Here is a 13,782-nt window from a genome sequence, read left to right as displayed (position 1 = left end):
GGGGGCAGAGGGGGCGGACGGTGCGGCGCGTGGCATGGTCAGCCTGCCGGTGCTGCCCCGGCGAGCAGTTCGGCGATGGTCGGTCCGTCCGCGCGTGCCAGGTCGTCCTGATACTTGAGCAGGACGCCGAGCGTGTCGCGCACCGATTGCGGATCGAGTTCGGTCACGCCCAGCGCGGCCAGCGCGCGGCACCAGTCGATGGCCTCGGCGATGCCGGGAGCCTTGAACAGGTCGATGCCACGCAGCCGGTGGATGAAATCGACGGCCTGCCGTTGCAGGGCCATCGCCGCTTCGGGCGCGCGCGCCGCGACGATCTGCAGCTCGCGGTCGCGGCCCGGGTAACCCATCCACTGGTAAAGGCAGCGACGTTTGAGCGCGTCATGCACCTCGCGCGTGCGGTTCGATGTGATCACGATCAGTGGCGGACGTTCGGCCTGGACCACGCCGATTTCGGGGATCGACACCTGGTATTCCGACAGGACTTCGAGCAGGAACGCCTCGAACGGTTCGTCGGCGCGGTCGATTTCGTCGATCAGCAGCACGCGCGGCACGTTCGGCGCGGCAGGGTCCGGCAACAGCGCCTCGAGCAGCGGTCGCTTGAGCAGGTAGTCGTCGTGATAGAGCGATTGCTGCTCCGGCCGTTCGCCACGCGCTTCGGCTAGCCGCAGCGCCATGATCTGGCGCGGGTAGTCCCATTCGTAGAGCGCGCTGGCGGCGTCGAGACCTTCATAGCATTGCAGGCGCAGCAGCCGCGTGCCGAGCGCGCGCGCCATGGCTTGCGCCAGCGCTGTCTTGCCGACACCGGGCTCGCCTTCGAGAAAAAGCGGGCGTTGCATCCGAAGCGCGAGATACAGCACGGTGGCCGTCTCGCGGTCGGCGAAATATTGCTGCTTTTCGAGCAGCGAGAGGGTTTGGTCGATCGAGGTGGGGAGCATGGTGAGAATGCGGGTTCCGTCGCTATGCGCACCTCTCTCCCGCCGCGCGGGAGAGAGGTACAAACACGACGCAGCCTTAGCCCTTCAGCGCCTGCTCCACGGCTCGCGCCGCCAGCACCGGGATCAGATGCGCGCGGTACTCGGCAGACGCATGCAGGTCCACGTTAAGGCCGGACGGATCCATCTTCACGGCTCGGGCGGCCGCTGGCGTGAAGCTGGCCGCCAATGCCTGCTCGAGCGCCGGCGCCTGGAACACGCTGTCTGCCGCGCCGGTCACCGCCACGCGCACGCTCTTGCCGGTGCGCGCGACCATCACGCCAACCAGCGCGAAGCGCGATGCGGGGTTGCGGAACTTGATGTAGGCAGCCTGATCCGGCGACGGGAAGCGCACCGCGGTGATCAACTCGTCGGGCTCGAGCGCTGTTTCATAGAGCCCCTTGAAAAATTCGTCCGCCGCGATGCTGCGACGATCGGTGACGACCGTCGCGTTCAGCGCGAGCACGGCGGCGGGATAGTCCGCTGCCGGGTCGTCATTGGCGAGCGAGCCACCGATCGTTCCCATCGCGCGTACCTGCCGGTCGCCGATGCCGTTGGCCAGCGCTGCCAGCGCCGGAATACGGCGCATCACGTCGGCATTGGCCGCCACATCGGCATGGCGCGTGGCGGCGCCGATCACCAGCGCGTCACCCTCGACGCGAATCCCGTTCATGCCCGGAATGCGCGACACATCGACCAGCGTCGACGGCGAAGCCAGGCGCAGCTTCATCGCCGCCAGCAGGCTTTGACCGCCAGCCAGGAACTTGGCGTCGCCATCGGCCTTCAGCTTGGCCACCGCGGCATTGGCGTCGGCGGCACGTTCATACTGGAATGCATACATGTTGTGCTCTCCCCGGTTACGCGGTGCCAGATTGCGCGGACTGGATGGCTTGCCACACGCGATGCGGCGTGGCGGGCATCTGCAGATCATGCACGCCGAGCGGCGACAAGGCGTCGACCATGGCGTTGATGAAGGCCGGTGGCGAGCCGATCGCGCCGGCTTCGCCGCAGCCCTTCACGCCGAGCGGATTGTGCGTGCACGGTGTGCCGGCGGACGTCTCCACGGTGAAGTCGGGCAGGTCTCCGGCGCGTGGCATCGCGTAGTCCATGTACGAACCGGTCAGGAGCTGGCCGCTCTCGGGGTCGTAGACGCACTGTTCGAGCATCGCCTGACCCAGACCCTGGCCAATGCCGCCATGTACCTGGCCTTCCACGATCATCGGGTTGATCACATTGCCGAAGTCATCCACAGCGGTGAACTTGACCACGTGCGATTCGCCGGTATCGGGATCGACCTCGACTTCGCAGAGGTACGCGCCGGACGGATACGTGAAGTTCGTCGGATCGTAGAACGCGTTCTCGTTCAGGCCTGGCTCGAGCTTGTCGAGCGGGTAGTTGTGCGGCACGTATGCCGTCAGCGCCACCTCGCCGAACGTCTTGGTGCGGTCGGTGCCGGCTACGCGGAACACGCCGTCCTTGAACTCGATGTCGGCGTCGGATGCCTCAAGCAGGTGCGCGGCGATCTTCTTGGCCTTGGCCTCGATCTTGTCGAGCGCTTTCATGATCGCCGAGCCGCCCACTGCCAGCGAGCGGGAGCCATAGGTCCCCATGCCGAACGGCACGCGGCCCGTATCGCCATGCACGATCTCGACGGCATCCAGTGCGATGCCCAGGCGGTCCGCCACGATCTGCGCGAACGTGGTTTCGTGGCCCTGACCGTGGCTGTGCGATCCGGTGAAGACCGTCACGGTGCCCGTCGGATGCACGCGGATCTCGCCCACCTCGAACAGCCCGGCACGCGCGCCCAGCGCTCCGGCGATATTCGACGGCGCCAGCCCGCAGGCCTCGATGTAGCACGAGTAGCCGAGCCCGCGCAGCTTGCCGCGTTGCTTCGCTTCCGCGCGCCGGGCCGGGAATCCCGCCACGTCGGCCAGTTCTTCCGCGCGAGCAAGGCAGGGCTCGTAGTCGCCGGTGTCGTAGGTCAGGCCCACCGGGGTGGCATACGGGAAGGTGCGGATGAAGTTCTTGCGGCGCAGCGTGGCCGGGTCGACGTTGGTCTCGCGCGCGGCCGCTTCCACCAGCCGTTCGACGACGTAGGTGGCCTCGGGGCGTCCCGCGCCGCGATAGGCATCGACGGGGGACGTGTTGGTGAACACCGCGTGGACTTCGGCATAGATCGCCGGCGTGGCGTACTGGCCGGCCAGGAGTGTCGCGTAGAGGATCGTCGGCACGCTGCTGGCGAACGTCGACAGGTACGCGCCCATGTTGGCGATGGTGTGCACGCGCATCGCCAGGAAGTTGCCGTCGGCGTCGAGCGCAAGTTCAGCCTTGGTCACATGATCGCGACCATGGGCGTCGGTCAGGAAGGACTCGGAGCGTTCCGCAGTCCACTTGATCGGACGTCCCACCTTTTTCGATGCCCAGGTCAGTGCCACGTCCTCGGGGTAGAGGAAGATCTTCGAGCCGAAGCCGCCGCCCACGTCCGGCGCGATGATGCGCAGGCGCGACTCGGGCAGGCCCAGCACGAACGCCCCCATCAACAGCCGCTCCACGTGCGGGTTCTGGTTGGCCACGTAGACCGTGTAGCCGTCATCCTGGCGCGTATAGCTGGCATTGACCGCGCGCGGTTCGATCGCGTTCGGGATCAGCCGGTTGTTGACGATCTGCAGCGTGGTCACGTGAGCGGCCTTGGCGAATGCCGCGTCCGTGGCTGCCTTGTCGCCGTGGCCCCACGTGTAGCAGGTGTTGGCGGGGACATCGTCGTGGACGAGCGAAGCTGCCGACGAGGCATCGGTCAGGCCGATCACGGCCGGCAGTTCCTCGTAGTCGACAACGATCTTCTCGGAGGCGTCGCGTGCCTGCTGGAGCGATTCGGCGACGACCAGCGCCACCTGGTCGCCCACGTGGCGCACCTTGCCGTGCGCCAGCGAGGGGTGGGGCGGTTCTTTCATCGGCGAGCCGTCGATGCTGTGGATCAGCCAGCCGCAGGGCAGGCCGCCGACCTTGTCGGCTGCCATGTCATCGCCGGTCAGCACGGCGATCACGCCGGGCGAGGCCGCCGCCTCGGACGTGTCGATCGACTTGATGCGCGCGTGAGCATGCGGCGAGCGCAGGAAATAACCGTAGCTCTGGTGCGGCAGGACGACATCGTCGGTGTACTGGCCGTTGCCGGTCAGGAAGCGATAGTCTTCCTTGCGGCGGACCGGCGAACCGATCAGCTTTTCGGGTGCGTTCATGGCCGGTCTCCTTATTCCGCGCTGGCCACGGCCGCCGAGCCCTGCATGGCCGCCTGACCTTGCTGCACCGCACGCACGATGTTGTGATAGCCGGTACAGCGGCACAGGTTGCCTTCGAGCTGGTCGCGAATCGCCTGCGCATCGGCATTGGGGCGGTCCTTGAGCAGGGCCGTGGCCGCCATCACCATGCCCGGCGTGCAGAAGCCGCATTGCAGGCCGTGGCATTCGCGGAACGCCTGCTGCACGGGGTGCATTTCGCCGTTGACGGCCAGGCCCTCGATCGTCGTCACGCTGGCGCCGTCTGCCTGCACCACGAGCACGTTGCACGACTTCACCGCGCGGCCATCCAGGTGGACGGTGCAGGCGCCGCACTGGGCGGTATCGCAGCCCACGTGCGTGCCGGTGAGGCGCAGGTGTTCGCGCAGGAACTGGACGAGTAGTGTGTGAGGTTCGACCTGGGCGTCAACGGGCTTGCCATTGACCGTCAGGCGGATCGGAATCGCCATGCTTGTCTCCTGTGTGGGTCCACGCATGGCCAGCTCCATCCATCCCGATTCACTGCGCGGGACTGGCCACGACGCGGTACTGCCGTTTGGTTGAGACGGCTATTTCGTGATATTGGTGCTGCCGGGTTTGCCCGGTTTGCGAAAGCGTTGTGAACGATTGGACGCAAAAGGCTCTCCCAGTTAAACACAAAACCACCGGTGCTGCCATGCGGGTTCTCCTGCGATTCGCGGCCCTATGTTTCCTAGCGCATGGACGCCTTCATCCACTGGCTGTTTGACACCCTTGCCCTCCCGACGGTGGGGTTGCCCGCCATTTTCGTGGTCAGCCTGGTGTCGGCCACGCTACTGCCGCTCGGCTCCGAGCCGGCCGTGTTCGGCTACGTCAAGCTCAACCCCGATATGTTCTGGCCGGCCGTGCTGGTGGCCACGCTCGGTAACACGATCGGCGGGGCCATCGACTGGTGGATGGGCTACGCGGCCAAGCTAGCCGTGGTGCGCTACCGGCTGCGGCGCCAGAATCGGCAGCATGAGCGCGAACACGCGCAGCACCTGGAACACCCGAAGAAGGCCAGCAAGCCGGCGCTCGATGCCAAGTATTTCCGCTGGATGCGCCGCTGGGGGCCCCCGACGATGCTGGTGTCCTGGCTCCCCGGTATTGGTGATCCATTGTGCACTTTGGCGGGTTGGCTGCGGATGCCGTTCTGGCCCAGCGTCGGTTATATGGCCATCGGCAAGTTCCTGCGTTATCTGGCGATGACGGGCAGCCTGTTGTGGATTCCGGACTCCTTCTGGCACGGCGTGGGCCAGATCTTCCACCGGTTGTTCTGAGCGGGAATGCGCCGGACGGGCAGAAAACGGCGAGATCCCTGACGAAACCAAGGGTTATAGGGGGTTTTCGGGGTTGTTGCGGTGCGGCAAACATGGGCGTTGAAGTACAATCGCGCTTTAAAGACGAAATCGCGCACCGTCCCCGTGCGCAGCAGGAAGCGGTCCCGCCATGAACGCCCCACTCGTGCTCGATGCCAAGCTCGCCGCCAAGGACGCACCCCCGCGTCTGCGCGAGATCCCCTATAACTACACGTCATTTTCGGATCGCGAGATCGTCATCCGCCTGCTCGGCGAGGAAGCCTGGCGCATCCTGGACGAACTGCGCGGGGAACGCCGCACCGGCCGCTCGGCGCGGATGCTCTACGAGGTGCTCGGCGATATCTGGGTCGTGCGCCGCAACCCGTACCTGCAGGACGACCTGCTCGAAAATCCCAAGCGCCGCCAGATGCTGGTGAGCGCGCTGCACCACCGCCTGGGTGAAATCGAAAAGCGCCGCGCCGCCGACCGTGCCGAGCACGCCGAGCCCGCCGCGGAAGATCGCTCGCACCGTGTGGAGCAGCTGGTCGCGTTCGCCAAGCAGGCGATCGAGGCCTTCAAGCAGGAATTCTCCGACGCCTACGCGCTGCGCAAGCGCGCCCAGCGCGTGCTGGGCAAGGTGACGCAGCACGACAACATCAAGTTCGACGGACTCTCGCGCGTCTCGCACGTGACCGACGCCACCGACTGGCGCGTCGAGTACCCGTTCGTGGTGCTGACCCCGGATACCGAGGAAGAGATCGCGGGCCTGGTGAAGGGCTGTTTCGAACTGGGTCTCACCATCATCCCGCGCGGAGGCGGCACCGGGTACACCGGCGGCGCCGTGCCGCTGACGCCGTTTTCTGCCGTCATCAATACGGAAAAGCTGGAGCAGCTTGGCGAAGTCGAGCAGACCGATCTGCCCGGCGTGTCGCGCAAGGTGGCGACGATCTTCTCCGGCGCCGGCGTGGTCACGCGCCGCGTGGCCGATGCCGCCGACAAGGCCGGGCTGGTGTTCGCGGTCGACCCGACCTCGATCGACGCATCGTGCATCGGCGGCAACGTGGCGATGAACGCAGGCGGCAAGAAGGCCGTGCTGTGGGGTACCGCGCTGGACAATCTGGCGTGGTGGCGCATGGTCGATCCCGAGGGCAACTGGCTCGAGATCACCCGGATGGACCACAACCTCGGCAAGATCCACGACGTGCCGGTGGCCACCTTCGAGCTGAAGTGGTCGGACGGCAACCGCAAGCCGGGCGAGAAGGTGCTGCGCACCGAGACGCTGGCGATCGAAGGCCGCAAGTTCCGCAAGGAAGGTCTGGGCAAGGACGTCACCGACAAGTTCCTGGCCGGCCTGCCCGGCGTGCAGAAGGAAGGTTGCGACGGCATCATCACCAGCGCGCGCTGGGTCCTGCACCGGATGCCGAAGCATATGCGCACGGTCTGCCTGGAGTTCTTCGGCCAGCCGCGCGACGCGATTCCGAGCATCGTCGAAATCAAGGACTTCCTCGACGCCGAGTCGAAGCGCGAGGGCGGCGCCATTCTGGCCGGTCTGGAGCATCTGGACGAACGCTATCTGCGCGCGGTGGGCTACGCCACCAAGAGCAAGCGCAACGCGTTCCCGAAGATGGTGCTGATCGGCGATATCGTCGGTGACGACGAGGACGCCGTGGCCCGCGCCACCTCGGAAGTGATTCGCATGGCCAACGGCAAGAGCGGCGAGGGCTTCATCGCCGTGAGCCCCGAGGCCCGCAAGAAGTTCTGGCTCGACCGCTCGCGCACTGCCGCCATCGCGCGCCATACCAACGCCTTCAAGATCAATGAAGACGTGGTGATCCCGCTGCCACGCATGGGCGAGTACACCGACGGCATCGAGCGCATCAACATCGAGCTGTCGATCAAGAACAAGCTCAAGCTGACCGACGAGCTTGAGGCGTTCTTCGCGCGCGGCAACCTGCCGCTTGGCCGCAGCGACGACGCCAACGAGATTCCCAGCGCCGAACTGCTGGAAGACCGCGTGCAACACGCGCTGACGCTGCTGCGTGAAATCCGCGCGCGCTGGCGCTACCTGCAGGACCACCTCGACACGCCGCTGGCCGCCGCGCGCGCCGCGCTGATCGGGCATGGCCTGGGCCTGCTCGGCCCGGCGTTCGAGCAGCGTCTGCAATCGCAGCCGGACGCTACCGTGTTCCACCTGATGCAGGACCGCACGATCCGCGTGAGCTGGAAGAACGAGATCCGCGCCGAGCTGCGCAAGATCTTCTCCGGCGGCGAGTTCAAGCCGATCCTCGACGAGGCGCAGAAGATCCACAAGCAAGTGCTGCGCGGCCGCGTTTTCGTGGCGCTGCACATGCATGCCGGCGACGGCAACGTCCACACGAATATCCCCGTGAACTCGGACGACTACGACATGCTGCAGGACGCGCACCGCGCGGTGGCCCGCATCATGACGCTGGCGCGTTCGCTGGACGGCGTGATCTCGGGCGAGCATGGCATCGGCATTACCAAGCTCGAGTTCCTGACCGAAGACGAGATCTCCGAATTCCGCGACTACAAGCAGCGCGTCGATCCGCAGGGCCGCTTCAACAAGGGCAAGCTGCTGCCGGGCGCCGACCTGCGCAATGCCTATACGCCGTCGTTTGGCCTGATGGGGCATGAGTCGATCATCATGCAGCAGAGCGACATCGGCGCGATCGCCGAGAGCGTCAAGGACTGCCTGCGCTGCGGCAAGTGCAAGCCGGTGTGCGCCACGCACGTGCCGCGCGCCAACCTGCTGTACAGCCCGCGCAACAAGATCCTGGCCACGTCGCTGCTGATCGAGGCCTTCCTGTACGAGGAACAGACGCGCCGTGGCGTGTCGATCAAACACTGGGACGAGTTCTCTGACGTGGCTGATCACTGCACGGTCTGCCACAAGTGCGTGACGCCTTGCCCGGTCAAGATCGACTTCGGCGACGTGTCGATGAATATGCGCAACCTGCTGCGCAAGATGGGCCAGAAGAAGTTCAACCCGGGTACCGCCGCGTCGATGTTCTTCCTGAATGCGACCAATCCGCAGACGATCAACATGACCCGTGCGGCCATGATCGGCTGGGGTTACAAGGCGCAACGCCTGGGCAACGAACTGCTGAAGAAGTTCGCCCGCAAGCAGACCCAGCATCCTCCCGCCACGGTCGGCAAGCCGCCCGTGCAGGAGCAGGTGATTCACTTCATCAACAAGAAGATGCCGGGCAACCTGCCGAAGAAGACCGCGCGCGCGTTGCTCGATATCGAAGACAACGAGATCGTGCCGATCATCCGCAACCCGAAACAGACCACGGCCGAAACGGAAGCCGTGTTCTATTTCCCGGGCTGTGGCTCGGAGCGGCTGTTCTCGCAGGTGGGTCTGGCCACCCAGGCCATGCTCTGGCACGTCGGCGTGCAGACCGTGCTGCCGCCGGGCTACCTGTGCTGCGGCTACCCGCAGCGTGGCGCCGGCCAGTTCGACAAGGCCGAGAAGATGGTCAGCGACAACCGCGTGCTGTTCCATCGCGTAGCCAACACGCTTAACTACCTCGACATCAAGACCGTGGTGGTGAGCTGCGGCACGTGCTACGACCAGCTCGCCGGATATGAATTCGACAAGATCTTCCCGGGCTGCCGCATCATCGACATCCACGAGTATCTGCTCGAGAAGGGCGTGAAGCTCGAAGGCGTCACCGGCACGCGGTACATGTACCACGACCCCTGCCATACGCCGATCAAGACGATGGACCCGACCAAGCTCGTCAATGACCTGATGGGCGGTAACCAGGGTGGCGGCAAGATCGAGAAGAACGAGCGCTGCTGCGGGGAATCGGGCACGCTGGCCGTTACGCGTCCGGATATCTCGACGCAGATCCGCTTCCGCAAGGAAGAGGAAATGCGCAAGGGCGCCGACAAGCTGCGTGACGGCGACTTCAATGGCGACGTGAAGATCCTGACGAGCTGCCCGTCGTGCCTGCAGGGTTTGTCGCGCTACAACGAGGATGCGTCGGTGACGGCGGACTATATCGTCGTGGAGATGGCCAAGCACCTGCTGGGAGAGAACTGGCTGCCGGAGTACGTGGCAAAGGCCAACGCGGGTGGTATCGAGCGGGTGCTGGTTTAAACCGCCGGCCGTAGTCATGAGCTCCTCTCTCCCATGTATGGGGAGAGGAGCAAAACAACACTCTCCAGTCAATCCACATGACCCGAGCCCCCAACTGCCCCCTCTGTGAAGCCGATGGTGGAGAACTCGTCTGGATGGGCGACCGCGCGCGCGTCATCCTGGTCGAGCACGATCGCTTTCCCGGCTTCTGCCGCGTGGTCTGGAACGACCATGTGGCCGAGCTGACCGATCTGGACGAGCACGACATGGCCTGGCTGATGCGGCTGGTGGCGCGTGTGGAGCGGATCGTTCGCGAGGTGATGACGCCGGACAAGGTCAATCTGGCCGCGTTCGGCAACATGGTGCCGCACCTGCACTGGCACATCATTCCGCGCTATCGCTGGGATTCGCATTTTCCGGAAGCGATCTGGGCCGCGCCGCAACGGACGGCCGACGCGGCGCGCGTCGCCGAACTTGCCGACCGGCTGCCGGCGCTGCGTGCAGCACTTTCGGCGCTGGATTCGGCCGACTGAAGCATCCCTCGGCACGACGCCGTGCCACCTTGGTAAAGTGCCGTTGCAGTCTGGTAAGGAACCCACCGCCGTGGCGGTGCGTCTGACACCAGTCAAACAACAACATGCCTGCCGGCGTCCCCAGGCCGCGGGCCATTCCGGGCGTCTTCCATGTCCACCACACCGTCGTCTGTCATCGTCCCCGGCCCGGCCGTACCGGCCAAGGCGCTCAAGGACCAGAGCCGCCTGCGCCTGGCTGCCACCTGGGCGCTGATCATGCCCTACTGGAAGTCTGAAGACCGCAAGGCGGGGCTTGGCCTGCTGACCCTGGTCGTAGCGCTGAACCTCGGTATCGTCTATATCAACGTGCTGCTCAACGAGTGGAACCGCGTGTTCTACAACGCCATCGAGCAGCGCGACTTCGTCTCCTTCAAGGCATTGCTGCTGCGATTCTCCTGGATCGCGGCCTGTTTCATCGTGCTGGCGATCTCGCGCCAGTACTACCAGATGATGCTGCAGATGCGCTGGCGTACATGGATGACCGGCCGGTTCATGCAGCGCTGGCTTGGCCACCAGGCCTACTACCGCATCGAGCAGACCCATTCGACCGATAACCCCGACCAGCGTCTGGCCGACGACCTGCGCCAGTTCACGGATGGCGCGCTCTCGCTGTCGATGGGGCTGCTCAACTCAGTGGTCACGCTGGTGTCGTTCATCGGCATCCTTTGGGTGGTGTCCGGGCCGATCAGTCTGGCGCTCGGCGGGTCCGAACTGACCATCCCGGGTTATATGGTGTGGTTCGCGATCGGCTACGCCGTGGTCGGTTCGCTGATTACCCACTTCGTCGGCCGTCCGTTGATCGGCCTGTCGTTCCAGCAGGAACAGTACGAAGCAAACTTCCGTTTCATGCTGGTTCGCCTGCGCGAAAACAGCGAGCCGGTGGCGCTGTACCGTGGCGAGGCGACCGAGCAGGCTGGCCTGCGCGCGCGTTTCGAACGCATCCGGGAAAACTGGAACCAGTTGATGCGCTATACGCGACGGCTGACGTTCGTGAACTCGGGCTACGGCCAGTTCGCGATCATCTTCCCGCTGCTGGTGGCGGCGCCGCGCTACTTCTCCGGCAAGCTGACGCTGGGCGGCCTTATGCAGATCAACTCTGCGTTCGGGCAGGTACAGGGCGCCCTGTCATGGTTCGTCGATAGTTACGCCACGCTGGTCGGCTGGAAGGCGGCCGCCAACCGTCTGATCGACTTCCAGCAAGCGATTCGCGTGGCTGAGCGCGAGGATCTGACCCACGAGGGTCCGGGCGATATCGAGGTGGTCGAGTCCACCGACAAGGCCGACAACAGCATCACGATTACCGGACTTGGTCTGGCCCTGCCGGTGCGCGGCGGCCCCGGCCCGGACGACGAAGGCGTCGATCCGCTGAAGCGCCCGGGACAACGTCCACTGGTGGCGCCGTTCTCGCTGTCGATCGGGCCAGGCGAGCGCTGGCTCGTCAATGGCCCTTCCGGTTGCGGCAAGAGCGTGTTGTTCCGCGCGCTGGCGGGCATCTGGCCGTACGGTCATGGCCAGATCACGGTGCCGCACAAGCGCATGCTGTTCCTGCCACAACGCAGTTACCTGCCGATCGGCACGCTGGCCGATGCGCTGTCGTACCCCGATGCCGGCAACGCGCATTCGCGCGAAGCGCTGGCCAACGTGCTGCGCCAGGCTCGCCTCGGTATGCTGATCAAGCATCTGGATGTGTTCGACAACTGGTCGCTGCGGCTGTCGCCGGGAGAACAGCAGCGGCTGGCATTCGCGCGTGCATTGCTGCAAAAGCCCGACTACCTGTTCCTCGATGAGGCCACGAGCGCGCTCGACGAGGAAACCGAAGGCGCGATGTACCGGCTCATGGTCGAGACCCTGCCGGATGCCGCGATCATCAGCATCGCCCACCGTAGCACCGTGGCCGCGTTCCACGACCGCCGCCTGCATTACCTGCCGGTCGGCGATGCCTCGGATGAGAGCGGCGGCGGGCCGCGGGATGGGCAATTGGAGGGCGGTGGAGTAAGCTATCGGGTCGTACAAGACGCGTGACGGCGCCGTCGCGGCCGGCCTCGCAGCAGTGGCGGAGGGTGGTCGGGTCGCGGCATCGTGCCCTTCATCTATGGCTGGCCTCGAAAAAGACACCCCTCATCCCACCGCGCTGACCGTGCATACGCAGTCGCGCGTGCTCGAAATCGGCTTCGACAATGGCAACACCTGGCGGCTGCCGTTCGAGTTACTCCGCGTATACTCGCCGTCCGCCGAGGTTCAGGGTCATGGCCCGGGACAGGAAACGCTGCAGACCGGCAAGCGCGACGTCGGCATTGCCGCCGTGGAGCCGGTGGGCAACTACGCCATCCAGATCCGGTTCGACGATGGCCACGACACCGGCATCTATTCGTGGGAGTTGCTGTACCGGCTGGGCGACCAGCAGGAAGCCCTCTGGGCCGACTACCTGAAGCGTCTGGCAGACGCGGGGCTGGATCGCGATGCGCCCATGGCGCCCGGCGGCGGCCATGCATGTGGTCATCACCATTGACCACTATTGATTGAAAGAATCCTGGAGTCCGAGAGATGAGCGAAACCCACTTCGGTTTCGAGAAGGTCGACGAATCTGAAAAAGCCGACAAGGTTGCTGGCGTTTTCCATTCGGTGGCAAGCAAGTACGACGTGATGAACGACCTGATGTCCGGTGGGATGCACCGGCTCTGGAAGGTGTTCACCATCGCCCAGGCCAATGTGCGCCCGGGCCAGAAAGTGCTCGACATTGCCGGCGGCACCGGAGATCTGGCCAAGGCCTTCGCGAAGCAGGCCGGCCCCACAGGCGAAGTCTGGCTGACCGACATCAACGAGTCGATGCTGCGCGTCGGCCGTGACCGCCTGCTCAACAAGGGTATCGTGACGCCGGTGGCGCTGTGCGATGCCGAGAGGATCCCGTTTCCGGACAACTACTTCGACCTCGTCACGGTGGCGTTCGGCTTGCGGAACATGACCCACAAGGACGCCGCGCTGGCCGAGATGCGCCGGGTGATCAAGCCGGGCGGCAAGGTCATGGTGCTCGAGTTCTCGAAGGTCTGGAAACCGCTCGAGAAGTTCTACGACGTCTATTCCTTCAAGGTTCTGCCGTGGCTTGGCGAGCGCGTGGCGGGGGATGCCCCTAGCTATCGTTATCTGGCCGAATCGATCAGAATGCATCCGGACCAGGGTTCACTTGTACGCATGATGGAACAAGTTGGGCTCGAACAGGTCGAATACTTCAATCTGACGGCCGGAGTAGTGGCGCTCCACGTCGGGAGAAAGTATTAATTCGCCATGTTCGGTCGGCAATGCAAGGCATGTTGATCGAGAATGACAGGGGATAGAAGAATATGTCATCTTTTCGCGGAAAATTCCTGGCCATGTCGCTCATCGCGACACTGGCTCTCGGGGCAGCGCTCGACGCCAATGCCAAGCGTCTGGGTGGATCGCGCAGTATCGGCAAGCAGTCGTCGGGCGTGACGCAGCAGCGCCAGCAGGCGCCGGCGCAGCAAAACACGCCGCCGGCCCAGCAACCGGCGCAGGCAGCACCGGCTACGG

10 protein-coding genes and 1 pseudogene are annotated in these 13,782 nt (G+C 65.0%); 7 read left to right on the top strand and 4 right to left on the bottom strand.

All coding sequences use genetic code 11. The features are described from left to right. Positions 1 to 38: 38 nt before the first annotated feature. The 4 genes from D769_RS09530 to D769_RS09515 all read right to left on the bottom strand — a co-directional run bounded on the left by D769_RS09530 (position 39) and on the right by D769_RS09515 (position 4,713). Entirely contained in the window at positions 39 to 935 is an 897-nt protein-coding gene (locus D769_RS09530; protein WP_008644391.1) for a MoxR family ATPase, read from the bottom strand. A gap of 76 nt (positions 936 to 1,011) precedes the next feature. Continuing rightward, on the bottom strand, positions 1,012 to 1,812 hold the full coding sequence (locus D769_RS09525; protein WP_008644390.1) for a xanthine dehydrogenase family protein subunit M: 801 nt from the start codon (positions 1,810 to 1,812) through the stop codon (positions 1,012 to 1,014). A 16-nt stretch (positions 1,813 to 1,828) separates the two neighbouring features. After that, positions 1,829 to 4,207, bottom strand: coding sequence for a xanthine dehydrogenase family protein molybdopterin-binding subunit (locus tag D769_RS09520; protein WP_008644389.1), 2,379 nt, complete (start codon positions 4,205 to 4,207; stop codon positions 1,829 to 1,831). An 11-nt stretch (positions 4,208 to 4,218) separates the two neighbouring features. Then, on the bottom strand, positions 4,219 to 4,713 hold the full coding sequence (locus tag D769_RS09515; RefSeq protein WP_008644388.1) for a (2Fe-2S)-binding protein: 495 nt from the start codon (positions 4,711 to 4,713) through the stop codon (positions 4,219 to 4,221). Positions 4,714 to 4,962: 249 nt separating this feature from the next. Here D769_RS09515 and D769_RS09510 point away from each other — a divergent pair, with 249 nt between their 5' ends. The 7 genes and pseudogenes from D769_RS09510 to D769_RS32655 form a co-directional block, all read left to right on the top strand. Next, positions 4,963 to 5,541, top strand: a complete 579-nt coding sequence (locus D769_RS09510) for a YqaA family protein (protein WP_008644387.1) — start codon at positions 4,963 to 4,965, stop codon at positions 5,539 to 5,541. 169 nt (positions 5,542 to 5,710) lie between these two features. Next, the gene (locus tag D769_RS09505; protein ID WP_008644386.1) at positions 5,711 to 9,685 is read left to right on the top strand and encodes an FAD/FMN-binding oxidoreductase; all 3,975 of its coding nucleotides are present in this window, start codon (positions 5,711 to 5,713) and stop codon (positions 9,683 to 9,685) included. A 77-nt stretch (positions 9,686 to 9,762) separates the two neighbouring features. Next, on the top strand, positions 9,763 to 10,197 hold the full coding sequence (locus D769_RS09500) for an HIT family protein (RefSeq protein ID WP_035881359.1): 435 nt from the start codon (positions 9,763 to 9,765) through the stop codon (positions 10,195 to 10,197). Between the two features lie 150 nt (positions 10,198 to 10,347). Then, positions 10,348 to 12,258: an ABC transporter ATP-binding protein/permease gene (locus D769_RS09495; protein WP_008644384.1), complete on the top strand. Its 1,911-nt coding sequence runs from the start codon at positions 10,348 to 10,350 to the stop codon at positions 12,256 to 12,258. 70 nt (positions 12,259 to 12,328) lie between these two features. After that, positions 12,329 to 12,745 carry a DUF971 domain-containing protein gene (locus D769_RS09490; RefSeq protein WP_008644381.1) on the top strand — a complete coding sequence of 139 codons (417 nt, stop codon included), beginning with the start codon at positions 12,329 to 12,331 and terminating at the stop codon, positions 12,743 to 12,745. Positions 12,746 to 12,780: 35 nt separating this feature from the next. Then, positions 12,781 to 13,512, top strand: a complete 732-nt coding sequence (gene ubiE, locus D769_RS09485) for a bifunctional demethylmenaquinone methyltransferase/2-methoxy-6-polyprenyl-1,4-benzoquinol methylase UbiE (RefSeq protein WP_008644379.1) — start codon at positions 12,781 to 12,783, stop codon at positions 13,510 to 13,512. Between the two features lie 62 nt (positions 13,513 to 13,574). Further along, positions 13,575 to 13,782 (top strand): annotated as a pseudogene (locus D769_RS32655) (hypothetical protein); the annotation flags it as partial.

It is taken from the genome of Cupriavidus sp. HMR-1 (assembly GCF_000319775.1).
GTDB lineage: Bacteria > Pseudomonadota > Gammaproteobacteria > Burkholderiales > Burkholderiaceae > Cupriavidus > Cupriavidus metallidurans.
Note: the sequence above shows the minus strand (reverse complement) of the source record. Positions and strands in the feature narration are given on the sequence as shown.

Coding starts and splice junctions, on each gene's coding strand:
- D769_RS09530 (WP_008644391.1), bottom strand. CDS start 935: ATGCTCCCCACCTCGATCGACCAAACCCTCTCGCTGCTCGAAAAGCAG.
- D769_RS09525 (WP_008644390.1), bottom strand. CDS start 1,812: ATGTATGCATTCCAGTATGAACGTGCCGCCGACGCCAATGCCGCGGTG.
- D769_RS09520 (WP_008644389.1), bottom strand. CDS start 4,207: ATGAACGCACCCGAAAAGCTGATCGGTTCGCCGGTCCGCCGCAAGGAA.
- D769_RS09515 (WP_008644388.1), bottom strand. CDS start 4,713: ATGGCGATTCCGATCCGCCTGACGGTCAATGGCAAGCCCGTTGACGCC.
- D769_RS09510 (WP_008644387.1), top strand. CDS start 4,963: ATGGACGCCTTCATCCACTGGCTGTTTGACACCCTTGCCCTCCCGACG.
- D769_RS09505 (WP_008644386.1), top strand. CDS start 5,711: ATGAACGCCCCACTCGTGCTCGATGCCAAGCTCGCCGCCAAGGACGCA.
- D769_RS09500 (WP_035881359.1), top strand. CDS start 9,763: ATGACCCGAGCCCCCAACTGCCCCCTCTGTGAAGCCGATGGTGGAGAA.
- D769_RS09495 (WP_008644384.1), top strand. CDS start 10,348: ATGTCCACCACACCGTCGTCTGTCATCGTCCCCGGCCCGGCCGTACCG.
- D769_RS09490 (WP_008644381.1), top strand. CDS start 12,329: ATGGCTGGCCTCGAAAAAGACACCCCTCATCCCACCGCGCTGACCGTG.
- ubiE (WP_008644379.1), top strand. CDS start 12,781: ATGAGCGAAACCCACTTCGGTTTCGAGAAGGTCGACGAATCTGAAAAA.